This window comes from Enterobacter cloacae complex sp. 302F9 (assembly GCF_050030335.1).
GTDB classification, from domain to species: Bacteria; Pseudomonadota; Gammaproteobacteria; order Enterobacterales; family Enterobacteriaceae; genus Enterobacter; species Enterobacter hormaechei_C.
Window position 1 is genome coordinate 2598736 of the sequence record NZ_JBLGUC010000001.1, and the last position, 22173, is coordinate 2620908.

17 protein-coding genes and 2 tRNA genes are annotated in these 22173 nt (G+C 52.3%); 6 read left to right on the top strand and 13 right to left on the bottom strand.

Features of this window, described 5'->3' with window-relative positions; all coding sequences use genetic code 11:
• Positions 1-3: 3 nt before the first annotated feature.
• The 4 genes from oppC to ACQG0T_RS12665 all read right to left on the bottom strand — a co-directional run bounded on the left by oppC (position 4) and on the right by ACQG0T_RS12665 (position 4977).
• The gene (gene oppC / locus ACQG0T_RS12650; RefSeq protein WP_003856740.1) at positions 4-912 is read right to left on the bottom strand and encodes an oligopeptide ABC transporter permease OppC; all 909 of its coding nucleotides are present in this window, start codon (positions 910-912) and stop codon (positions 4-6) included.
• A gap of 12 nt (positions 913-924) precedes the next feature.
• A complete protein-coding gene (oppB, locus tag ACQG0T_RS12655) occupies positions 925-1845 on the bottom strand; it encodes an oligopeptide ABC transporter permease OppB (protein WP_003856738.1) in 921 nt (306 codons plus the stop codon).
• Between the two features lie 82 nt (positions 1846-1927).
• Complete coding sequence (oppA, locus tag ACQG0T_RS12660) at positions 1928-3559, bottom strand: oligopeptide ABC transporter substrate-binding protein OppA (protein ID WP_003856736.1); 1632 nt, start codon at positions 3557-3559, stop codon at positions 1928-1930.
• Positions 3560-4329: 770 nt separating this feature from the next.
• Positions 4330-4977 carry a YchE family NAAT transporter gene (locus ACQG0T_RS12665; protein WP_017384236.1) on the bottom strand — a complete coding sequence of 216 codons (648 nt, stop codon included), beginning with the start codon at positions 4975-4977 and terminating at the stop codon, positions 4330-4332.
• A gap of 480 nt (positions 4978-5457) precedes the next feature.
• On the opposite strand from ACQG0T_RS12665, the gene adhE reads away from it, so the two are divergent.
• Positions 5458-8139, top strand: coding sequence for a bifunctional acetaldehyde-CoA/alcohol dehydrogenase (gene adhE, locus ACQG0T_RS12670; RefSeq protein WP_032103375.1), 2682 nt, complete (start codon positions 5458-5460; stop codon positions 8137-8139).
• A gap of 70 nt (positions 8140-8209) precedes the next feature.
• Here adhE and tdk read toward each other — a convergent pair whose 3' ends face one another.
• Together tdk and ACQG0T_RS12680 are read right to left on the bottom strand one after the other, a co-directional pair.
• Positions 8210-8824 carry a thymidine kinase gene (tdk, locus tag ACQG0T_RS12675; protein ID WP_252051115.1) on the bottom strand — a complete coding sequence of 205 codons (615 nt, stop codon included), beginning with the start codon at positions 8822-8824 and terminating at the stop codon, positions 8210-8212.
• 41 nt (positions 8825-8865) lie between these two features.
• Complete coding sequence (locus ACQG0T_RS12680; RefSeq protein ID WP_123906382.1) at positions 8866-9054, bottom strand: hypothetical protein; 189 nt, start codon at positions 9052-9054, stop codon at positions 8866-8868.
• 320 nt (positions 9055-9374) lie between these two features.
• On the opposite strand from ACQG0T_RS12680, the gene hns reads away from it, so the two are divergent.
• A complete protein-coding gene (hns, locus tag ACQG0T_RS12685) occupies positions 9375-9788 on the top strand; it encodes a histone-like nucleoid-structuring protein H-NS (RefSeq protein ID WP_271040297.1) in 414 nt (137 codons plus the stop codon).
• Between the two features lie 202 nt (positions 9789-9990).
• On the opposite strand, the gene galU is transcribed toward hns, so the two are convergent.
• The 3 genes from galU to rssA form a co-directional block, all read right to left on the bottom strand.
• Complete coding sequence (galU, locus tag ACQG0T_RS12690; protein ID WP_252051075.1) at positions 9991-10896, bottom strand: UTP--glucose-1-phosphate uridylyltransferase GalU; 906 nt, start codon at positions 10894-10896, stop codon at positions 9991-9993.
• A gap of 199 nt (positions 10897-11095) precedes the next feature.
• Entirely contained in the window at positions 11096-12109 is a 1014-nt protein-coding gene (gene rssB / locus ACQG0T_RS12695) for a two-component system response regulator RssB (RefSeq protein WP_003856721.1), read from the bottom strand.
• Between the two features lie 89 nt (positions 12110-12198).
• Positions 12199-13101, bottom strand: coding sequence for a patatin-like phospholipase RssA (gene rssA, locus ACQG0T_RS12700; RefSeq protein WP_017384239.1), 903 nt, complete (start codon positions 13099-13101; stop codon positions 12199-12201).
• Positions 13102-13214: 113 nt separating this feature from the next.
• Here rssA and ACQG0T_RS12705 point away from each other — a divergent pair, with 113 nt between their 5' ends.
• The 4 genes from ACQG0T_RS12705 to ACQG0T_RS12720 all read left to right on the top strand — a co-directional run bounded on the left by ACQG0T_RS12705 (position 13215) and on the right by ACQG0T_RS12720 (position 14924).
• Positions 13215-13679 (top strand): YchJ family protein, encoded by a 465-nt coding sequence (locus ACQG0T_RS12705; RefSeq protein ID WP_032104495.1) that lies wholly within the window; start codon positions 13215-13217, stop codon positions 13677-13679.
• Positions 13680-13720: 41 nt separating this feature from the next.
• Positions 13721-14563 carry a formyltetrahydrofolate deformylase gene (gene purU, locus ACQG0T_RS12710; protein WP_003856715.1) on the top strand — a complete coding sequence of 281 codons (843 nt, stop codon included), beginning with the start codon at positions 13721-13723 and terminating at the stop codon, positions 14561-14563.
• 157 nt (positions 14564-14720) lie between these two features.
• A tRNA-Tyr gene (locus ACQG0T_RS12715) sits at positions 14721-14805 on the top strand.
• A 34-nt stretch (positions 14806-14839) separates the two neighbouring features.
• A tRNA-Tyr gene (locus ACQG0T_RS12720) sits at positions 14840-14924 on the top strand.
• A gap of 225 nt (positions 14925-15149) precedes the next feature.
• On the opposite strand, the gene narI is transcribed toward ACQG0T_RS12720, so the two are convergent.
• The 4 genes from narI to ACQG0T_RS12740 are packed head-to-tail and all read right to left on the bottom strand — an operon-like array spanning position 15150 to position 21809.
• Positions 15150-15827 carry a respiratory nitrate reductase subunit gamma gene (narI, locus tag ACQG0T_RS12725; RefSeq protein ID WP_015570365.1) on the bottom strand — a complete coding sequence of 226 codons (678 nt, stop codon included), beginning with the start codon at positions 15825-15827 and terminating at the stop codon, positions 15150-15152.
• Entirely contained in the window at positions 15827-16537 is a 711-nt protein-coding gene (gene narJ / locus ACQG0T_RS12730) for a nitrate reductase molybdenum cofactor assembly chaperone (protein ID WP_023296754.1), read from the bottom strand. Before narJ ends, narI begins: the two co-directional genes overlap by 1 nt.
• Entirely contained in the window at positions 16534-18069 is a 1536-nt protein-coding gene (narH, locus tag ACQG0T_RS12735) for a nitrate reductase subunit beta (protein WP_017384243.1), read from the bottom strand. Before narH ends, narJ begins: the two co-directional genes overlap by 4 nt.
• Positions 18066-21809: a nitrate reductase subunit alpha gene (locus ACQG0T_RS12740; protein WP_032104497.1), complete on the bottom strand. Its 3744-nt coding sequence runs from the start codon at positions 21807-21809 to the stop codon at positions 18066-18068. Before ACQG0T_RS12740 ends, narH begins: the two co-directional genes overlap by 4 nt.
• Between the last annotated feature and the right edge of the window lie 364 nt (positions 21810-22173).

Genomic DNA, 22173 nt, shown 5'->3' on the forward strand with positions numbered 1-22173 from the left:
TCCTTAACGGTCTTTCGGGTCGAGGGCATCACGCAGGCCATCGCCGATAAAGTTGAAACAGAACAGGGTGACGACCAGGAAGCCCGCCGGATACAGCAGTAACCACGGTGACACTTCCATGGAGTTTGCGCCATCACTTAACAGAGCGCCCCAGCTACTCAACGGCTCCTGCGTACCTAATCCCAGGAAGCTCAGGAAAGATTCAAACAGGATCATACTTGGCACCAGCAGGGAGGCGTACACCACCACCACGCCCAGCACGTTAGGAACGATATGACGCACCACAATATTGGCGGTAGAAACGCCGCCAACCTGTGCGGCTTCGATAAACTCCTTACGTTTGAGGCTCAGCGTCTGGCCGCGCACAATACGCGCCATATCCAGCCAGGACACCATCCCGATCGCCACGAAGATTAGCAGGATATTTTGACCAAAGAAGGTCACCAGCAGAATGACGAAGAACATGAACGGGAAGGAGTTCAGGATTTCTAGCAGACGCATCATCACGGAGTCCACTTTCCCGCCGAGGTAACCGGAAAGCGAGCCGTAAAGCGTGCCGACGATCACCGCCACCAGCGCCGCCGCGATGCCAACCATCAGGGAGATACGGCCGCCAATCGCCACACGCACCAGCAAATCACGCCCGGAGGAGTCGGTGCCGAAATAGTGCCCGGATTCCATATCCGGCGCGCTGGACATCATGCCCCAATCCGTATCGAAATAGGTGAACTGAGAGAGCATTGGTGCCAGGGTTACGAACAGCGCGATAAGCACCAGCACGACTAGGCTGGCAACGGCGGCACGGTTATGCATAAAACGACGGCGGGCGTCCTGCCAAAGGCTACGACCTTCGACCTCCAGCTTTTCACTGAAGTTTTCCAGCGCCTCGCTGTTTTTCTTACTCAACATCATGGCGTGCTCCAGTTAGTAACGGATTTTCGGGTCGATAACGGCATACAGCACATCGACAACGGCATTAAACAGAATGGTCAGCGCGCCCACGAGGATCGTCAGGCTTAGCACCAGCGAATAGTCACGGTTAAGCGCCCCGTTAACAAACAGCTGCCCGATGCCCGGCAGGCCATAAATGGTTTCAATCACCATTGAACCCGTGATAATGCCGACAAAAGCCGGACCCATATAGGAGAGTACCGGTAACAGTGCAGGCTTGAGGGCATGACGGAAAATAATCCGGCGCATCGGCAGCCCTTTCGCACGGGCGGTACGGATGAAGTTCGAGTGCAGGACTTCAATCATTGAACCGCGGGTAATACGGGCGATGCTGGCGATGTAGGCCAGAGATAATGCCACCATCGGCAATATCATGAACTTCAGCGCCCCGCCGTTCCAGCCGCCCCCGGGAAGCCATTTCAGGGTTATGGCGAATATCATGACCAGCAACGGCGCGACAACGAAGCTGGGGATAACCACACCGGTCATTGCGACCCCCATTACGGCGTAATCCCATCGGGTATTTTGTTTTAGCGCAGCGATAACGCCCGCAGTGACACCGAGAACAACGGCCAGGATAAATGCAGCAGCCCCTAATTTAGCCGATACCGGGAAGCTGGACGCCACCAGGTCGTTAACGGAATAGTCTTTATATTTAAATGACGGACCAAAATCACCGTGTGCAAGCTGCTTCAGATAGTTGAAGTACTGCGTGGTGATAGGATCGTTTAAATGGTATTTCGCTTCGATGTTGGCCATAACTTCTGGCGGAAGCGTGCGTTCACCGGTAAAAGGACTGCCCGGTGCAAGACGCATCATGAAGAAGGAAATTGTAATTAGAATAAATAACGTTGGAATCGCTTCAAGACAGCGACGCAGGATAAATTTCAACATTGCCCGTACCTTCTGGCGTGTGCCTGATGAATGTTACAAAATAGACACAGTGGGGCAAGCTCGCTCGCCCCACGTATTGCCATTAATGCTTGATAATATAAAGATTCTTAACGGAAATATTATCCAACGGGTCTTTACCGGTATAACCCCCTACCCATGGTTTCACCAGGCGGGCGTTAACGTAGTAGTAAACCGGAACGATCGCAGAGTCTTTATCGAGCTGTTGTTCTGATTTTGCGTACAGATCGGCGCGCTGGGCGTCATCTGCCACCTTCAGGGTTTCGCCAATCAGCTTATCAAACGCCGGGCTCTTATAGTGTGCGGTGTTGTTCGAACTGTCGCTCAGCATGGTGTTCAGGAATGAGGTCGGTTCGTTATAGTCCGCACACCATCCTGCACGTGCCACGTCAAAGGTTCCCTGGTGGCGCGTATCGAGGAAGGTTTTCCATTCCTGGTTTTCCAGCTTCACGTTCACGCCGAGGTTTTTCTTCCAGATTGACGCGACGGCAATAGCCAGCTTTTTATGCAGATCGGAGGTGTTGTACAACAGGCTAAAGGTCAGCGGCTTGTCGGCGGTATAGCCAGCTTCAGCCAGCAGTTTTTTCGCTTCTTCGTTACGTTTTTCCTGGGACCATTTGAACCATTCAGGTTCAACCAGCTTCATACCGTCGGTGTAAGGCGGGGTGTAGCTGTAAGCTGGCAGGTCGCCCTGATTCTTCACTTTATTCACGATAATGTCGCGATCCAGAGCCAGCTTCAGTGCGGTACGAACACGTACGTCGGTGAACGGTGCTTTCTGGTTGTTAATTTCGTAATAGTAGGTGCACAGATACGGATCGACGTGAACTTCTTTCGGGATCTCTTTTTTCAGCTTCTGGAACAGTTCAATCGGCATATTGTTATAGGTCATGTCGATTTCACCGCTGCGGTAGCGGTTTACGTCCGTCACTTCAGAAGAGATTGGCAGGTAGGTGACCTGATTGATAACGGTCTTCGCATTATCCCAATACTGCGGGTTACGCTCCAGCACCATACGTTCGTTAACGACCCAGTCCTTCAGCTTATATGCACCGTTGGTCACGATATTCGCAGGCTGCGTCCATTTTTCACCAAATTTTTCTACTGCGGATTTTGGTACCGGGGAGACGGACGGGTGAACCAGCAGCTTATAGAAGTACGGAACAGGTTCGCTCAACGTCACTTCAAAGGTGTTGGCATCGATGGCTTTTACGCCCAGGTCGGTAACTGGCTTTTTACCCGTGATGATGTCATCGATATTGGCAATATGGCCATACTGGAGGTAACTCGCATACGGGGAGGCGGTATTCGGATCCGCCAGACGCTGCCAGCTATAGACGAAATCTTCGGCGGTAACCGGCGTACCGTCGGACCATTTCGCATCTTTACGCAGATGGAAGGTCCAGACTTTAAAATCTTTGTTGTCCCATTTTTCCGCCACGCCCGGAGCCGGGTGGCCGTCTACGTCAGTCACCAGCAGACCTTCAAACAGATCGCGGTTAACGTTAGACTCTGGAACACCTTCAATTTTGTGCGGATCAAGAGACTGCACTTCCGCACCGTTATTACGTACCAGCGTTTGCTTCTCAGCCAGCTGAACACCAGCAGGAACGTCCGCAGCCATTGCAGCGTTGCCCGCGATTAGCGCAGTTAAAATCCCCGCCGCTACCAGACTTTTTTTTGTGATGATGGACATTGTGTTGATACTCCACTCATTATAATGACCGGCCTTCGCCAGTTGTGTAATCCCCTGTTGGGGCCTGTACAGCGCAGGAGTTTTTTTTGCTACTGTCAGGTTCTTTTTTTACTTCTTGCTATCACCGACTTCATTATTACTGACCGCTCGTACGGCGGTCTTGCGTCGATTCTTTACACCTCTCCCCTGTCAGAGAGATGCGTTGGATATCTTATGTGAGGGCTATATGAAAATAGTTCTCATCAACTTGTTTAATGCTGCAAAATATAAGGCCGGAAAGTACCAAATGGTGCCATCTCTCGCCAATACATTTTGCAAATTTGTTAAGCATTTCTCTTTTACGATGGCTGGCATAACTATGGTGCCAACCCTGGCTTACGCCGAAATCAACAAAAAGAGATTTAATTCATACAGATAAGAAATTTTGTTGCTACAAACGCGACGACAAAGCTTGGCTGAACGATTTTTCACGATAATTTAACAATTGATTATTATTTAGCACATTCGTCTGAGTCAGCGTCGAAATTACTAATATCATTTCGGTTATCTGTCAGCAAGCCCCAGAGTATCATGTGAGTAAAATAACAGAGGGTTTGAGGGATTTATGCGCGGCAAGGGGAAATGAAAATAAACAACCCCTTGAAAAACAACAGAAGAGGATTATTAGTAGAACTTATTATGACTGGCGCCTATTTCAACTTTATTTATATGATTTGCAGATAATCACGTAAAAAAAACGGAGCCGCTGGCTCCGCTCTTTCAAATGAAAGTCAGTGTACTAACCCGGGGAATATACTTTTAATACCGGTAACGATAAATTCGATGCCCAACGCCATTAACAACAGACCCATGATACGGGTAATCACGTTGATGCCCGTTTGTCCCAGCAAGCGAACCAGCCATGGCGCCATACGAAATACACCCCAGCAGCACAGCGCGAACAGCGCAATAGCGACGGAAAAGCCAATCAGGTGCATCAGGCTGTGGTAGCGCGTTCCCCAGACAATAGTGGAACTGATCGCCCCCGGGCCCGCCATCAGCGGCAGTGCCAGTGGCACGACCCCGATGCTCTCGCGGATAGCTGTCTCTGATTTTTCCTGCTTGTTCTGTTTATCCTCCCCCAGCTTGCCGCTGATCATCGACATGGCAATCGTCACCACCAGGATCCCGCCTGCTATACGGAACGAATCAATCGAGATGCCGAAGACCTGAAGAATGGCGTCCCCGAGATAAAGAGAGGTAAGTAGGATGATCGCCACCGACAGGTTTGCCGTCAGGTTGGTTTTATTTCGTGCCGCAGCCGTCTGATAGCTGGTCATACTAATGAAGACAGGGATGATCCCTACCGGGTTAACCAGAGCAAACAAGCCGATAAAAAACTTGAAATATGTAGGGAAATCAAAGAGCGTTTGAATCACATTAAGCTCCGCAATTGAGCATGGCCAGGGAGAAACTGCATGTCATGATAAATCCGCGCTGAAGATACGCTTTTTAGCCGCATACTTCACCAGAAATCTGTTCTTAAACGTTATCAATTCATGATGTTAAACATTTGTGTAATCAATGATATCGCTGCTTCCAATAGTTACTTAATTATTTAACAGTAGAATAATTAGCACAAAATAACCCTGCTGAAAGGTATCAGCTTAGGACAAAATTGATCTCGATCATAATTTTCGTACTCAGAAGTGAGTAATCTTGGTTACGCCGCCAGGGAGATCACCTATCAAAAAGGTATGATGCTAAGGTAAGGCTCTTTTAGTAAATTAGTGAGCTGGAACAGTGAGTAATCCTTTGTTTTACTGTGTGTTACGCAAGTGGGATCGGCTCTGACTATACTGTCAGACGTATCGAACGCTGGTTTACTAAAAGAGTTTAAACATTATCAGGAGAGCATTATGGCTGTTACCAATATCGCTGAACTGAACGCCCTCGTCGAGCGCGTAAAAAAAGCCCAGCGTGAATATGCCAATTTCACCCAAGAACAGGTTGATAAAATCTTCCGCGCGGCCGCTCTGGCTGCTGCTGATGCTCGAATCCCTCTCGCTAAAATGGCTGTTGCCGAATCCGGCATGGGTATCGTTGAAGATAAAGTGATCAAAAACCACTTTGCTTCAGAGTATATCTACAACGCCTATAAAGATGAGAAAACCTGCGGTGTGCTGTCAGAAGACGATACTTTCGGCACCATCACCATCGCAGAACCGATCGGCATCATTTGCGGTATCGTTCCAACCACTAACCCAACCTCTACCGCCATCTTCAAATCTCTCATCAGTCTGAAGACACGTAACGCAATCATTTTCTCCCCGCATCCACGTGCGAAGGACGCCACCAACAAAGCAGCAGATATCGTGCTTCAGGCTGCCATTGCGGCGGGTGCGCCAAAAGATCTCATCGGCTGGATCGACCAACCTTCTGTTGAACTGTCCAACGCCCTGATGCATCACCCGGACATTAACCTGATTCTGGCGACCGGTGGTCCTGGTATGGTTAAAGCTGCGTACAGCTCCGGTAAACCAGCCATCGGCGTAGGCGCAGGTAATACCCCTGTGGTGATCGACGAAACGGCTGATATCAAGCGTGCTGTTGCCTCTGTGCTGATGTCTAAAACCTTCGATAACGGCGTTATCTGTGCATCTGAACAGTCTGTTGTCGTGGTTGATTCGGTATACGACGCCGTTCGTGAACGTTTCGCCAGCCACGGCGGCTACCTGTTGCAAGGTAAAGAACTGAAAGCCGTTCAGGACGTGATTCTGAAAAATGGTGCGCTGAACGCGGCTATCGTAGGTCAGCCTGCGTATAAAATCGCTGAGCTCGCTGGCTTTAGCGTCCCTGCTACCACCAAGATTCTGATTGGTGAAGTGAAAGTCGTTGATGAAAGTGAGCCGTTTGCTCACGAGAAACTCTCCCCGACGCTGGCAATGTACCGTGCGAAAGATTTCGATGACGCGGTAGATAAAGCAGAGAAGCTGGTGGCGATGGGCGGTATCGGCCACACCTCTTGCCTGTACACCGACCAGGATAACCAGCCTGAGCGTGTTGCTTACTTCGGTCAGAAGATGAAGACGGCACGTATCCTGATCAACACCCCTGCTTCTCAGGGTGGTATCGGTGACCTGTACAACTTCAAACTCGCACCTTCCCTGACTCTGGGTTGTGGTTCCTGGGGTGGTAACTCCATCTCTGAAAACGTTGGTCCAAAACACCTGATCAACAAGAAAACCGTTGCTAAGCGAGCTGAAAACATGTTGTGGCACAAACTTCCGAAATCTATCTACTTCCGCCGCGGCTCTCTGCCAATCGCGCTGGATGAAGTAATTACTGATGGCCACAAACGTGCGCTCATCGTGACCGACCGTTTCCTGTTCAACAATGGCTATGCAGACCAGATCACCTCTGTTCTGAAAGCGGCTGGCGTCGAAACTGAAGTCTTCTTTGAAGTTGAAGCTGACCCAACCCTGAGCGTTGTACGTAAAGGCGCTGAACTGGCGAACTCCTTCAAACCTGATGTGATCATCGCACTGGGTGGCGGTTCCCCAATGGACGCCGCGAAAATTATGTGGGTGATGTACGAACATCCGGAAACTCACTTCGAAGAACTGGCGCTGCGCTTTATGGATATCCGTAAACGTATCTACAAGTTCCCGAAAATGGGTGTGAAAGCGAAAATGATCGCCGTCACCACCACTTCCGGTACTGGTTCAGAAGTGACGCCATTTGCCGTTGTGACTGATGACGCAACCGGTCAGAAATACCCGCTGGCTGACTACGCACTGACGCCAGATATGGCTATCGTTGACGCCAACCTGGTCATGGAAATGCCGAAATCACTGTGTGCGTTCGGTGGTCTGGATGCGGTAACTCACGCTCTGGAAGCTTACGTTTCCGTACTGGCTTCTGAGTTCTCTGACGGTCAGGCTTTGCAGGCGCTGAAACTGCTGAAAGAAAACCTGCCAGCTTCTTACAACGAAGGTTCGAAAAACCCTGTTGCGCGTGAACGTGTACACAGTGCGGCAACCATCGCGGGCATTGCGTTTGCTAACGCCTTCCTGGGTGTCTGTCACTCCATGGCGCACAAGCTGGGTTCACAGTTCCACATTCCTCACGGTCTGGCGAACGCCCTGTTGATCAGCAACGTTATCCGCTATAACGCCAACGACAACCCAACCAAGCAGACTGCATTCAGCCAGTACGACCGCCCACAGGCGCGCCGTCGTTATGCTGAAATCGCAGATCACCTGGGTCTGAGCGCACCGGGCGACCGTACTGCCGCGAAGATCGAGAAACTGCTGGCATGGCTGGAGAGCCTGAAGGCTGAACTGGGTATTCCTAAATCTATCCGCGAAGCAGGCGTTCAGGAAGCTGACTTCCTCGCTCACGTAGATAAGCTGTCTGAAGATGCATTCGATGACCAGTGCACTGGTGCTAACCCGCGCTACCCACTGATTTCCGAACTGAAACAGATCCTGCTGGATACTTATTACGGTCGTAACTTCACTGAAAGCGATGTCGCTGCCGTAAAAGTTGAAATCCCCGCAGTTGTAAAGGCTGACAAGAAAGCGAAGAAAAATGCTTGATTGACAGTATGATAAAAAAACCCGCCGCTGGCGGGTTTTTTTATATCTGAGGATCCGTAAAACATTCTTATTATTTTCGATTGTCGCCCTGTAACGCCGTCAGCGAGCCTACAGCCAGCGCCTCTTTATAATGCTTGCGGCAGACCGAGACATAACGTTCATTGCCTCCTATCACCACCTGCTCGCCATCAGCATAGGGTTTACCCGACTGGTCCAGGCGAAGAACCATACTTGCCTTGCGGCCACAAAAGCAGATTGTTTTCAGCTCAACCAGCTTATCCGACCAGGCGAGCAGATACTGACTGCCGGCAAATAACTCCCCACGAAAATCGGTACGTAATCCATAGCAAAGAACGGGAATATCCAGCTCATCAACGACCTCTGAAAGTGCATGGACCTGCTCTCGGGTCAGGAACTGGCTTTCATCTACCAGCACGCAATGGACAGGCTTAGAGGCATGCTCGGTACGAATGTCCTCCAGCAGGTCCGTTTCAGGGTTAAACAGCCTTGCAGGCGACGAGAGCCCTATTCTTGAGCTAACCTTCCCTGCCCCAAAGCGATCGTCGATTTCGGCGGTATAAACAACGGTACGCATCCCCCGCTCCTGATAATTGTATGAGGATTGCAGTAACGCCGTCGATTTCCCTGCATTCATTGCCGAATAGTAGAAATAAAGTTGTGCCATTGGCCGAAGAACCCTAATCAATGTGTAATATTCCCGATGGATCATTGTACCATATTTTGTACCGTCATCAGCGGCGGGCTGCGCTCTCCAGCCTGCCATGCATCAGTAAATCCTTCGCGAGTGGCGCAAAATAATGCGTTAAAACAGGCAGTAAAGGCATTAAACACTGACAATAAGGTGAGTCCGCAACCAGAGATAACACTTCTTTTTATAGTGTCTTCTTCGTTCATTAAAATTCACTATTTATTAACTATTCTTGTCTTCGCTGCGCTTACTCGGGGTAATACAAAAGGCTGATATTTATCAACCGCAACTATAATTCCTGAGGTAAAAGTCACAAAACATACACGCAAATGACGCGCTTTTGCCGTTTGAAACGATATCTCACAGACCCAACAAACAATGAAATTTAAGTTAGCGTAATTAATAATAGCGTCGTTTATTTTGTATTTTTTGAATTCCTTACATCCCCACCTATTGCACAAGTGAAATTAAGGCTCTATTATTAGGACAACAAACCCACCCCCATTATAAGTTTGAGATTACTACAATGAGCGAAGCACTTAAAATTCTGAACAACATCCGTACTCTTCGTGCGCAGGCAAGAGAATGTACCCTTGAGACGCTTGAAGAAATGCTCGAAAAATTAGAAGTTGTAGTTAACGAACGTCGTGAAGAAGAAAGCGCAGCTGCGGCTGAAATCGAAGAACGTACACGTAAACTGCAACAGTATCGTGAAATGCTGATTGCCGATGGTATCGATCCAAACGAATTGCTGAACAGCATGGCTGCGGCTAAAACCGGTACCAAAGCAAAACGCGCGGCACGTCCTGCTAAATATAGCTACTTCGATGAGAACGGCGAAGAGAAAACCTGGACCGGCCAGGGTCGTACTCCTGCTGTAATCAAGAAAGCAATGGACGAACAAGGTAAACAACTGGATGACTTCCTGATCAAGGATTAATCTGGAAAGATTCTGAAAAATCCCGCTCTGTGCGGGATTTTTTATGCCTGTAATATTCGCCCGAACATCTCCTTACATTCTGTCATATTGCGAGGCTTACTATTTAACGTCCTTGACAATCCCCCACCAATTACAGAGTGACAGGCATAAAAAAACCGGTGGGCATCGCTCCACCGGTCTTGTTCACTGGGCTGTGAGTTTATTACTTAATACCCACGCTACCTTTGAGCCAGGCTTTAAATTCTTCACCCAGGCTGTTATGGCGAATACCATATTCGACGAATGCCTGCATATAACCGAGCTTATTCCCGCAGTCATGGCTCTTACCTTTCATATGGTAGGCTTCCACGGTCTCTTTCTCGATCAGCATATCGATAGCATCCGTCAGCTGGATTTCATCGCCCGCACCCGGAGGCGTTTTCGCCAACAGAGCCCAAATTTCAGCACTCAGGACGTAACGACCAACGACAGCAAGGTTAGACGGCGCGACGTCCGCTTTAGGTTTTTCAACAACGCCAACCATCGGTACGCTTTCGCCAGGTTGCAGGTCAACGCCTTTGCAGTCAACCACGCCGTAAGCGGTCACGTCGTCGACTGGCTCAACCATAATCTGGCTGCTGCCGGTTTCGTCGAAGCGTTTAATCATTTCCGCCAGGTTTTCCTGGGAAAGATCGGACTCGTACTCATCAAGAATCACGTCAGGCAGAATAACCGCGACCGGCTCATCACCCACTACCGGGTGTGCACACAATACTGCGTGCCCCAGGCCTTTCGCCAGGCCCTGACGAACCTGCATAATGGTAACGTGTGGAGGGCAAATAGACTGCACTTCCTTCAGCAGCTGGCGCTTAACGCGTTTTTCCAGCATTGCTTCGAGTTCGAAACTGGTATCGAAATGGTTTTCGATAGAGTTTTTAGATGAATGCGTCACCAGCACAATTTCGGTGATACCTGCTGCAATACATTCATTCACGACATACTGGATTAATGGCTTATCAACCAGAGGCAGCATCTCTTTTGGGATTGCCTTCGTCGCTGGCAACATCCTGGTACCCAATCCCGCCACCGGGATAACGGCCTTTCTGACTTTCGAATTAAGGGCAGCCATTGAAATTCTCCTGAACTGTTCAAGTTTTGAACTTTTATGCATTGAATAACGCGTTGAGTATACAGTCTCAGCCACTAATACGGGTCTGAAAAGAACGCGTTGCCGATCAATTAAGACAAATACGCATGAAACTTGCAGCGATAGTAGCACTGCCAGCAAAAACACAGGTAAAGCAATCTGAAAAATAAAATCTGACTGCTTACTCCGTGGACAACATTAAGCGTAACCGCCCTCCGGCACCCCAAATTTGGCACTGCCAGGAGGTGCAGCGATGGCTAATTTGATTAAGGTAAGTATTTCCCAGCGTACCCAACGGCACGCCGTTGCTCACCTGAATATGGTGTTCGCCAGTATTCAGCGTGGCATTTAAACCCGCAGAGACCAGAATAAGGTTATTCAACCCGCTGTGATAATAGCCAACCAGAAGCGGGAACTGCCCCGGCAAATTGGCCTGGCGAAAAAGTTGGTTGACCTGTTTTAGTAAACTGCCTAACTCAGGAAGTCGTTGCCCCTGATGGGATAATTGTTCCTGTAGCAATCCATTAAACAGCGCACGGAGTAATAAGGCCGCCAGAACGCCGTTATCTCCCGCCCGGGTAACATCCAGGCAATAAAAAGCGAGGTCAGAATCTGATAGCGGCGCAATATCCAGCACCAGTCCAGGCTGGTCAGCCGCTACCAGCTGGCGATAATTTACTCTGCAATGAGAGATATTTTGCTGCACCGGCGGCTGAAGTTCCTGAAGCAGCTTCGCGGCCGCGAGCGGATTACTGACTAAAGCATCCCAGTCCTGGAAAAGACGTTCTTCTTCTTCCACCCGGGAATTAAACATATTGGGATACAGGCAGGCCAACACCGTTTCACGAAGACGGTTCAAATCTTTAACCGGTTTGAGCAGAATATCCTGCACACCTAAACGCAACGCCTTAGCAATATCCGCCATATTTTCGGTGGCCGAGATCACCAGTATCGGTGTCTGATAACCTTCATTACGCAGGTTTTCCACCAGCATTAATCCGTCCATGCGCGGCATCTCAAGGTCGCAGATCATCAGATCAGGCGCCATGCTGGCCATTTTTTCCAGTGCCTCGACGCCATCTTCGGCAAGGGACGTGGTTGCCCCCAGTGAGGATAACCACGAATCCAGTAGCGATCGGAAAACGGGCTCGTCTTCTACTATCAAAATATGTTTTCCGGCCAATGGCTGTGTCATGGTTCCTCCCCTGGCTGACAGTTACTCAATAGTGGCATGCTATTGGTACTATCGCCTGTCAGATTTTGCTGAAGTAATCAAAAAAGTGCTCAACGTGCTGTACGCACAAAAGGCAACAGTTCATCTATTTTCTTTTCGACGGCTAACGAGCCCGCTGCTATGGCGGCCTCAGCCCGGTGGAAATCAAGGGTAGAAATTTGTGGACAATAGGGTTGAATAAGAATATCCGGAGGATCGCCAGCCATACGGTTTCGCTTCAGGCGATTCTCAAGGATCTGAATAGAGGTCGTCATGATTTCAATGGCGTTCGGCGCGGTCACCGCGCGACGGGCGGTCAGGCGCCCTATTCTGCCGCGTAATCGCGCATGCCAGGCAAGTTTCTCTTCTTCCGCATCATCGCTCTGAAGATTAACTGGCATCAAATCTTGCTGCATAAGGTGTGCGTCGTGCTGTAAATCCACGGCAATAACGATATCCGCCCCCATGGCGCGGGTCAGAGAGATGGGTACAGGATTCACTACGCCCCCATCAACGAGCCAGTAGCCGTTGTGAGGCACAGGCGCCATTAACCCCGGCATGCTACAGGATGCGCGAACGGCGAGATGAATATCCCCTTCGGTGAGCCATAACTCCCTGCCCGTACTGAGGTTGGTTGCAACGGCACCGAAAGGCATTTGGCAGTGGCTGAAGTCAGCGAGGGGCATTATCTTACGAAACTGATTGAACACGCGTTCGCCGCGCAGCAGGCCGCCACGCTGCCAGGAGAGATCCATCAGGCGCAGCACATCCCAGTAACTGAAGGAGCGCACCCAGCTTTCAAGCTCCGGGAGCTTACCGCAGGCGTACGCGGATCCGACCAGCGACCCGATAGAACATCCTGCGACAATATCAACGTCAATCCCCATCTGGTTTAAGGTATTGATAACGCCAATATGTGACCAACCCCGGGCTGCACCTGAGCCCAACGCCAGTCCAATTTTTACCTTTCTCATTAGCCCTGTTTTACTTCCCCTGGATTCCCGACATAGCGTCAACGCACCTGCTCAGTTAACATATTGCTACCTTAAGCGTTTAACGCCTTATTTTTTGTTCCAGGAAGAGAATCGTGTCTCAACTCTGCCCCTGTGGTAGCGCTCTGGAGTATAGCCTATGTTGCCAGCGATATCTTTCTGGCGAGCAGGTTGCACCAGAGCCGTCACACCTTATGCGCTCGCGGTATACTGCTTTTGTGATCAAAAACGCAGACTACCTGATTAAAACCTGGCATCCGTCCTGCCATGCTGCCGATTTTCGCCAAGAGATTGAAGCCGGATTTGCCAACACCGTCTGGCTGGGCCTCACCATCTTTGAAGCCGCTCCCGGCCGCGATGCCAACGAGGGCTATGTCAGTTTTGTCGCCCGCTTTAGCGAACAAAACAAGCCCGGCGCCATCATTGAACGCTCACGGTTCTTAAAGGACAGCGGGCAATGGTATTATATTGACGGCACACGTCCGCAATTCGGTCGTAACGATCCCTGCCCCTGTGGTTCAGGAAAAAAATTTAAAAAGTGTTGCGGCAGTAATGCCTGACAACTCAGACTTCGCAAATACATAAACAGGATTTCCCGGCGATGCAATCATTACAACGTAAAGTTCTGCGCACTATCTGTCCCGATCAAAAAGGGCTGATCGCACGAATTACCAACATTTGCTACAAGCATGAACTGAATATCGTGCAGAACAACGAGTTCGTTGACCACCGTACCGGTCGCTTCTTTATGCGTACCGAACTGGAAGGCATTTTCAACGACACAACCCTGCTTGCCGATCTGGACAGCGCCCTGCCGGAAGGCTCGGTGCGCGAGCTGAACCCGGCGGGCCGTCGCCGCATTGTCATTCTGGTCACCAAAGAGGCACACTGCCTGGGCGATCTGCTGATGAAAGCCAACTACGGTGGCCTGGACGTCGAAATTGCCGCCGTCATTGGCAACCACGAGACGCTGCGTACGCTGGTTGAACGTTTTGACATTCCGTTTGAGCTGGTCAGTCACGAAGGCCATACCCGTGAAGAGCACGACAACCTGATGGCAGCTGCGATTGAAGCGCATAACCCGGACTACGTGGTGCTGGCGAAATATATGCGCGTGCTGACGCCATCCTTCGTGGCGCGCTTCCCGAACAAGATTATCAACATCCACCACTCCTTCCTGCCCGCCTTTATTGGCGCGCGTCCGTATCACCAGGCATACGAGCGTGGGGTGAAGATCATTGGCGCAACCGCGCACTACGTGAATGACAATCTGGACGAAGGTCCAATCATCATGCAGGACGTGATTCACGTGGATCACACCTATACAGCAGAAGATATGATGCGTGCTGGCCGTGACGTTGAGAAGAATGTACTGAGCCGTGCGCTGTATCAGGTACTTGCTCAGCGCGTCTTTGTGTACGGCAACAGAACGATTATTCTTTAATCCCTCGGAAAATGAATTGATTAGCTTTACGCCTTTACGAATAAAAAGCAGGCAAACAGCTTCATTTTCCTAAAGGAATGCTTTACAGGGGCGTCTCATTTGATATGATGCGCCCCGCTTCCAACAGGAAGCAGGCCAGTTAAAAGCATTACCCCGTGGTGGGGTTCCCGAGCGGCCAAAGGGAGCAGACTGTAAATCTGCCGTCATCGACTTCGAAGGTTCGAATCCTTCCCCCACCACCATCTCCAGCTTTACCTCAAAATATGAATTACCCCTGGTGGGGTTCCCGAGCGGCCAAAGGGAGCAGACTGTAAATCTGCCGTCATCGACTTCGAAGGTTCGAATCCTTCCCCCACCACCATCACTTCCAGATTCTTAAGCACTCACTCAAGCACAATGCTCCATATTCCTCGATGCCGGGAGTAATCCTTCCCTGCCTGTTTTCCCCGGTGGCGCTTCGCTTACCGGGGCTACGAATAGGGTCTGTAGGCCGGGTAAGGCGCAGCCGCCACCCGGCATCCGCACGCCCCCCTGGATCGGGGACAAAAAAAACCCCGCAAATGCGGGGTTGTATTAATACAGCGAATCAGCGACGGGCACGCACAACCTGATATTTGCGCGTCAGGTACTCCACCGGCGCACTCCAGATGTGCACCAGGCGAGAGAATGGGAACAGCACAAACAGGGTCATACCCAGCACCAGGTGAACGCGGAAGATAAACGCCACGCCGTCCAGATGCTCAGAAGCGCCCCCGCGGAAGGTCACGACAGACTGCGCCCATCCCACCAGCTTCATCATCTCGCTGCCGTCCATATGCTGCGCAGAGAATGGAATGGTCAGCAGACCAAGCGCACACTGCACCATCAGCAGGGAGAGGATCAGGATGTCCGCTCCGGTCGTGGTAGCCCGCACGCGTGGGCTGAACAGACGTCGTTTCAGCAGCAGCAGACCACCCACCAGGGTCATCACGCCACAGGCGCCGCCGGCAATCATCGCCATCTTCTGCTTCACTTCAATCGGCAGCCACGCTTCGTACATCCAGTGCGGGGTCAGCATCCCCAGGAAGTGGCCGGCGAAAATTCCCAAAATCCCGATGTGGAACAGGTTTGACGCCAGGTTCATCCCTTTACGATCCAGCATCTGGCTGGAGGCAGCACGCCAGGTGTACTGGCCATAGTCATAACGCAGCCAGCTTCCCACCAGGAACACGGTGCCCGCGATATACGGGTAAATGTCAAAGAAGAACATATTCAGGAAGTGCATTAGTGCTGTCCTCCGTTAGAGATATTCAAATATTGCGGAGCCACCGCTCCGGCAAAACGACGCTGATGCGCGGAGATTTCAGATTCGCCACAGCTCTGGTCAGCAAAGAATTTCACCTGCTCTTCTTCCCAGACGGCATCCAGTGCTTGTGGGGTATCGTCACGGGCTTCATCCGCAATTTTTTCCGCCACTTTTTGACTGTCAACCGAGGCGTTAGCCAGTTTCACCAGCAGATCGAACAGGACTGCATAGCTGCTCTCACGTTGCTGGAGACGCGCGCCGAGCAACGCCAGAATAGGAGCAATGTCCTGCAACCCGCCCAGCGCTTCCTCTTTCGGCAACTGTGCCAGATATTCCAGATACAGCGGCAGGTGATCCGGCAGCTCGCGGCTGTCGAGTTGCAAACCGTGCTGCTCGTACTGGGCCATCAGATCCACCATCGCCTGACCACGGTCGCGGGATTCACCGTGAACGTGTTCGAACAGCAGCAGAGACGTGGCACGGCCCCGGTCAAACAGCTGGCTGTAGTCCGCCTGCGCATCAAGAAGATCGCGTGCCAGCAGATCGCGGAGGAAAACGCCCAGCTTCTGGGCATCCACTTTATCCAGGTTTTCAGATGACGCGAGTGCATCAAAGAGTTCCTGTTGATGCTGCACAAGCGCAGCATCAGGGTACTCGAGCAGACGCGAAACAATGACGAGTTCAATCATTGGTGCGGCTCCGTTTTGCTGGTCACATCCATCGCGTCAATGCGGCGGCTGTTGAACAGGTTGAATTTGCTGTCTGACCCGTGGCAACCGTCGCCAAAGGTAAAGCCACACCCACTTTTCTCCGGGAAGGCCTCGCGAGCCAGTTCACGGTGGCTGCTCGGCACCACGAAACGATCTTCGTAGTTAGCGATTGCCAGATAGCGGTACATCTCCTGCGCCTGCGCTTCGGTCAGACCAACCTCCTCCAGCGCGCGGGTATCGTTAACGCCGTCAACGGTTTCGGCACGTTTGAAGTGACGCATCGCCAGCATACGTTTCAGCGCCAGCAGTACCGGCTGGGTATCCCCTGCGGTGAGCAGGTTGGCCAGATACTGAACCGGGATACGCAGGCTTTCCACGTCCGGCAGAATGCCGTTGCTGCCCAGTTCACCCGCGTCCGCCGCAGACTGAATCGGAGACAGCGGCGGCACGTACCAGACCATCGGCAGCGTGCGGTATTCCGGGTGCAGCGGCAGGGCCAGCTTCCAGTCCATCGCCATTTTGTACACCGGGGACTGCTGTGCGGCGTCAATCACGCTCTGCGGAATACCGTCTTTCAGCGCCTGCTCAATAACCTTCGGATCGTTTGGATCGAGGAAGACGTCCAGCTGACGCTGATACAGATCTTTCTCGTTCTCGGTGCTTGCGGCATTTTCAATCGCGTCCGCGTCGTACAGCAGCACGCCGAGGTAGCGGATACGACCTACGCAGCTTTCTGAGCAGACGGTCGGCATACCGGCTTCGATACGCGGGTAGCAGAAGATGCACTTCTCAGACTTACCGCTCTTCCAGTTGAAGTAGATTTTTTTGTACGGGCAGCCGGTGATGCACATACGCCAGCCGCGGCACTTGTCCTGGTCGATCAGCACAATGCCATCTTCTTCACGCTTGTAGATGGCGCCGCTTGGGCAGGTCGCCACGCACGCCGGGTTAAGGCAGTGTTCGCACAGGCGCGGCAGGTACATCATGAAGGTGTTTTCGAACTGGCCGTACATCGCCTTCTGCATGTTCTCGAAGTTCTGGTCTTTGGCGCGTTTTTCGAACTCGCCGCCCAGAATCTCTTCCCAGTTTGGACCGCTGGTAATTTTGTCCATGCGCTGGCCGGTGATCAGCGAGCGAGGACGGGCGATCGGCTGGTGTTTGCTTTCCGGCGCGTTGTGCAGGTTCTGGTAGTCGTAATCAAACGGCTCGTAGTAATCATCAATGCCCGGCAGATGCGGGTTAGCGAAGATTTTTCCCAGCAACATGGCACGGTTACCCATGCGCGGTTGCAGTTTGCCGTTGATTTTACGGATCCAGCCGCCCTTCCACTTCTCCTGGTTTTCCCAGTCGGTCGGGAAGCCGGTGCCCGGCTTACTTTCCACGTTGTTGAACCAGGCGTACTCCATACCTTCACGGCTGGTCCAGACGTTTTTACAGGTGACTGAGCAGGTATGACAGCCGATGCATTTATCCAGATTCAGCACCATGCCGACTTGTGAACGAATTTTCATTTTACGCTCTCCTGTACCTGGTCATTACCTTCGCCATCTAACCAGTTAATATTCTTCATCTTACGTACCACCACGAACTCATCGCGGTTCGATCCTACGGTGCCGTAGTAGTTAAAGCCGTAGGCCAGCTGGGCATAACCACCGATCATGTGGGTCGGCTTCGGCGTAATACGGGTCACGGAGTTGTGAATACCGCCGCGCTGCTCGGTGATCTCAGACCCCGGCAGGTTAACGATACGTTCCTGCGCGTGGTACATCATGGTCATCCCGGCCGGTACACGCTGGCTCACCACCGCACGTGCCGTCAGGGCGCCGTTGCTGTTGAACACTTCGATCCAGTCGTTATCTTCGATACCCAGATCTTTGGCGTCCGCTTCGCTCATCCAGACGATTGGCCCCCCGCGCGACAGCGTCAGCATCAGCAGGTTGTCGCTGTAGGTGGAGTGGATACCCCACTTCTGGTGCGGCGTCAGGAAGTTCAGCGCCTTCTCAGGGTTACCGTTCGATTTCGCGCCCATCACCGCTTTCACGGAGCGGGTGTCGATTGGTGGACGGTAAACCAGCAGGCTTTCACCGAAGTCACGCATCCACTGGTGATCCTGATACAGAGACTGACGGCCAGAAAGCGTGCGCCATGGGATCAGCTCGTGAACATTGGTGTATCCGGCGTTATAGGACACATGTTCATCTTCGAGGCCAGACCAGGTCGGGCTGGAGATAATCTTGCGCGGCTGGGCCTGAATATCGCGGAAGCGGATTTTCTCTTCCTCTTTATTCTTCGCCAGGTGCGTGTGGTCACGACCGGTAAACTCGCTCAGGGCCGCCCACGCTTTCACCGCCACGTGGCCGTTGGTTTCCGGGGCCAGGGTCAGGATCATCTCTGCCGCATCAATTGCCGTGTTCAGCATCGGTTGGCCTTTCGCCGGGCCGTCTGCTTTGGTGTAATTGAGCTTGCGCAGCAGATCCATTTCGCTCTGGGTGTTCCAGGCGATGCCTTTACCGCCGTTACCGATCTTCTCCATCAGCGGGCCGATAGAGGTAAAGCGTTCGTAAGTTGCCGGGTAATCACGTTCAACCGGAATAATGTGCGGCGCGGTTACGCCCGGGATCAGATCGCACTCGCCTTTTTTCCAGTCCTTCACGTCCAGCGGCTGAGCCAGTTCGGCAGCGGAGTCGTGCTGGATTGGCAGCGTCACCACGTCGGTCTCTTTGCCCAGGTGCCCTACACAGACTTCAGAGAATTTCTTCGCGATGTCTTTGTAAATTTCCCAGTCGCTTTTTGATTCCCACGCCGGGTCAACGGCCGCAGACAGCGGATGAATAAACGGATGCATATCCGACGTATTCATGTCGTCTTTTTCGTACCAGGTGGCAGTAGGCAGCACGATGTCGGAGTACAGGCAGGTACTGGACAGACGGAAGTCCAGCGTCACCACCAGATCCAACTTTCCGTCGAGACCGTTGTCTTTCCACTCCACTTCTTCCGGCTTCACGCCGCCCTGCTTGCCGAGATCTTTACCCTGAATACCGTTTTCGGTACCGAGCAGGTATTTCAGCATGTACTCGTGGCCTTTACCGGAAGAACCCAGCAGGTTAGAGCGCCAGATGAACAGGTTACGCGGATGGTTTTTACCGTTCTCCGGCTGTTCTGCCGCGAAGCGGATTGAGCCGTCTTTGAGGGATTTAACGGTGTAGTCCACCGGTGACATGCCCGCCTGCTTCGCCGCTTCCGCAATACGCAGCGGGTTCGTACCCAGCTGCGGCGCAGACGGCAGCCAGCCCATACGCTCAGCGCGCACGTTGAAGTCAATCAGGTGGCCGCTGTAGCGGGATTTATCCGCCATCGGCGACAGCAGTTCCTGGGCGGTAACCGTCTCGTAGCGCCACTGGCTGGAGTGGTTATAGAAGTAGGAGGTGCTGTTCATGTGACGAGCCGGACGCTGCCAGTCAAGGGCAAACGCCAGCGGTTGCCAGCCGGTCTGCGGACGCAGTTTTTCCTGGCCCACGTAGTGCGCCCAGCCGCCGCCGCTCTGCCCGACGCAGCCGCAGAAGATCAGCATGTTGATCAGGCCGCGATAGTTCATATCGAGGTGATACCAGTGGTTCAGACCGGCACCGACGATGATCATGGAGCGACCGTGGGTTTTGTCGGCGTTTTCCGCAAATTCGCGGGCGATACGGGTGATCTGGGCGCGTGGCACACCGGTGATCTGCTCCGCCCAGGCTGGGGTATAAGCCTTCACGTCATCATAGCTGGTCGCGCAGTTTTCGTCGTTCAGGCCGCGCTCCAGGCCGTAGTTCGCCATGGTCAGATCGTAGACGGTAGTGACCAGAGCAGTAGAACCGTCTGCCAGTTGCAGGCGCTTCACCGGTAGCTTGTGCATCAGAACGTTTTGCAACTCAACCTTGTTGAAGTGCTCGGAACCTTCACCACCAAAGTACGGGAAGCCGACATCGGCGATCTCGTCCTGGCTGCCCAGCATGCTGAGACGCAGCTCCGTCTCTTCACCCGTGGTGCCGTTACGCTGCTCCAGGTTCCATTTGCCTTTTTCGCCCCAGCGGAAGCCGATAGAACCGTTTGGCGCCACCAGCTCGCCGTTGCTGTTGCAGGCGACCGTTTTCCACTCCGGGTTGTTTTCCTGACCCAGCGCGTCCACCAGATCCGCGGCACGCAGCATACGGCCTGCGGCGTAATAGCCGTCACGCTCTTCGAGCATCACCAGCATTGGCATGTCGGTGTAGCGACGCACGTAATCGGTGAAATACTGGCTTGGCTTGTCGAGGTGGAATTCACGCAGCATGACGTGGCCCATCGCCAGCGCCATTGCGGCATCGGTACCCTGTTTCGGCGCCAGCCACAGGTCGCACAGTTTGGCGATTTCGGCGTAGTCCGGGGTCACGGCGACGGTTTTGGTCCCTTTGTAACGTACTTCGGTAAAGAAGTGCGCATCCGGGGTACGGGTCTGCGGAACGTTAGAGCCCCAGGCGATGATGTAGCTGGAGTTATACCAGTCGGCGGACTCCGGCACGTCGGTCTGCTCACCCCAGGTCTGTGGTGACGCTGGCGGCAGGTCGCAGTACCAGTCGTAGAAGCTCAGGCAGGTACCACCGATGAGTGACAGGTAGCGCGCGCCGGAGGCGTAAGAGACCATCGACATCGCCGGGATTGGCGAGAAGCCTGCCACACGGTCAGGACCGTAGGTTTTCACGGTGTAGACGTTGGAAGCCGCAATCAGCTCGTTCACCTCTTTCCAGGAAGAACGAACGAAACCACCGCGACCACGCGCCTGCTTGAAGCTTTTCGCTTTGTCGGCATTTTCAATAATGGAGGCCCAGGCATCAACCGGATCGCTGTGCTGCACTTTCGCTTCACGCCACATTTTCATCAGGCGTTTACGCATCAGCGGGTATTTCAGACGGTTGGCGCTGTAGAGATACCAGGAGTAGCTGGCCCCACGCGGGCAGCCGCGCGGCTCGTGGTTCGGCATATCCGGACGGGTACGCGGATAATCGGTCTGCTGCATTTCCCAGGTCACCAGACCGTTTTTAACGAAAATCTTCCAGCTACATGAGCCAGTGCAGTTTACGCCGTGGGTAGAACGGACAACTTTGTCATGCTGCCAGCGTTGACGGTAACCATCTTCCCAGTCCCGGTTGGTATCCAGAACCTGGCCGTGCCCATCGGCAAAAGTTTCACCCTTCTGTTTGAAGTAGCGAAACCGGTCCAAAAATTTGCTCATCGGGTATCTCCTGTGTGGAGCCTGTGGCTCTCTAAATCGACATTGCTGATTTGCAGCGAAGGTAACGCTATGAAAGATGGTGAGAATTGATAACGATCAAGACGAAGGGGGTCTCTGAAGGGGGGTATTAGATCAAATACCACCAAAGCGGTAGCCGTTAATATTTTTTAACTTTATGATTTATATAGATATATTTTATTTATCGTACAATAGTCGAGGCAAAATTTAACATCTTAGGTATTAAGGGGTAGACACACCTGTAAAGCGATGGCGATCACAGCGTTACCTGCGGGTGATCACGGGTAACGTCGATAGTATGTTGTAACTATTCAGTGTTTAAAAAAAGCGCGGCACTCAGGCCGCG

Coding starts and splice junctions, on each gene's coding strand:
- oppC (WP_003856740.1), bottom strand. CDS start 912: ATGATGTTGAGTAAGAAAAACAGCGAGGCGCTGGAAAACTTCAGTGAA.
- oppB (WP_003856738.1), bottom strand. CDS start 1,845: ATGTTGAAATTTATCCTGCGTCGCTGTCTTGAAGCGATTCCAACGTTA.
- oppA (WP_003856736.1), bottom strand. CDS start 3,559: ATGTCCATCATCACAAAAAAAAGTCTGGTAGCGGCGGGGATTTTAACT.
- adhE (WP_032103375.1), top strand. CDS start 5,458: ATGGCTGTTACCAATATCGCTGAACTGAACGCCCTCGTCGAGCGCGTA.
- tdk (WP_252051115.1), bottom strand. CDS start 8,824: ATGGCACAACTTTATTTCTACTATTCGGCAATGAATGCAGGGAAATCG.
- ACQG0T_RS12680 (WP_123906382.1), bottom strand. CDS start 9,054: ATGAACGAAGAAGACACTATAAAAAGAAGTGTTATCTCTGGTTGCGGA.
- hns (WP_271040297.1), top strand. CDS start 9,375: ATGAGCGAAGCACTTAAAATTCTGAACAACATCCGTACTCTTCGTGCG.
- galU (WP_252051075.1), bottom strand. CDS start 10,896: ATGGCTGCCCTTAATTCGAAAGTCAGAAAGGCCGTTATCCCGGTGGCG.
- rssB (WP_003856721.1), bottom strand. CDS start 12,109: ATGACACAGCCATTGGCCGGAAAACATATTTTGATAGTAGAAGACGAG.
- rssA (WP_017384239.1), bottom strand. CDS start 13,101: ATGAGAAAGGTAAAAATTGGACTGGCGTTGGGCTCAGGTGCAGCCCGG.
- purU (WP_003856715.1), top strand. CDS start 13,721: ATGCAATCATTACAACGTAAAGTTCTGCGCACTATCTGTCCCGATCAA.
- narI (WP_015570365.1), bottom strand. CDS start 15,827: ATGCACTTCCTGAATATGTTCTTCTTTGACATTTACCCGTATATCGCG.
- narJ (WP_023296754.1), bottom strand. CDS start 16,537: ATGATTGAACTCGTCATTGTTTCGCGTCTGCTCGAGTACCCTGATGCT.
- narH (WP_017384243.1), bottom strand. CDS start 18,069: ATGAAAATTCGTTCACAAGTCGGCATGGTGCTGAATCTGGATAAATGC.
- ACQG0T_RS12740 (WP_032104497.1), bottom strand. CDS start 21,809: ATGAGCAAATTTTTGGACCGGTTTCGCTACTTCAAACAGAAGGGTGAA.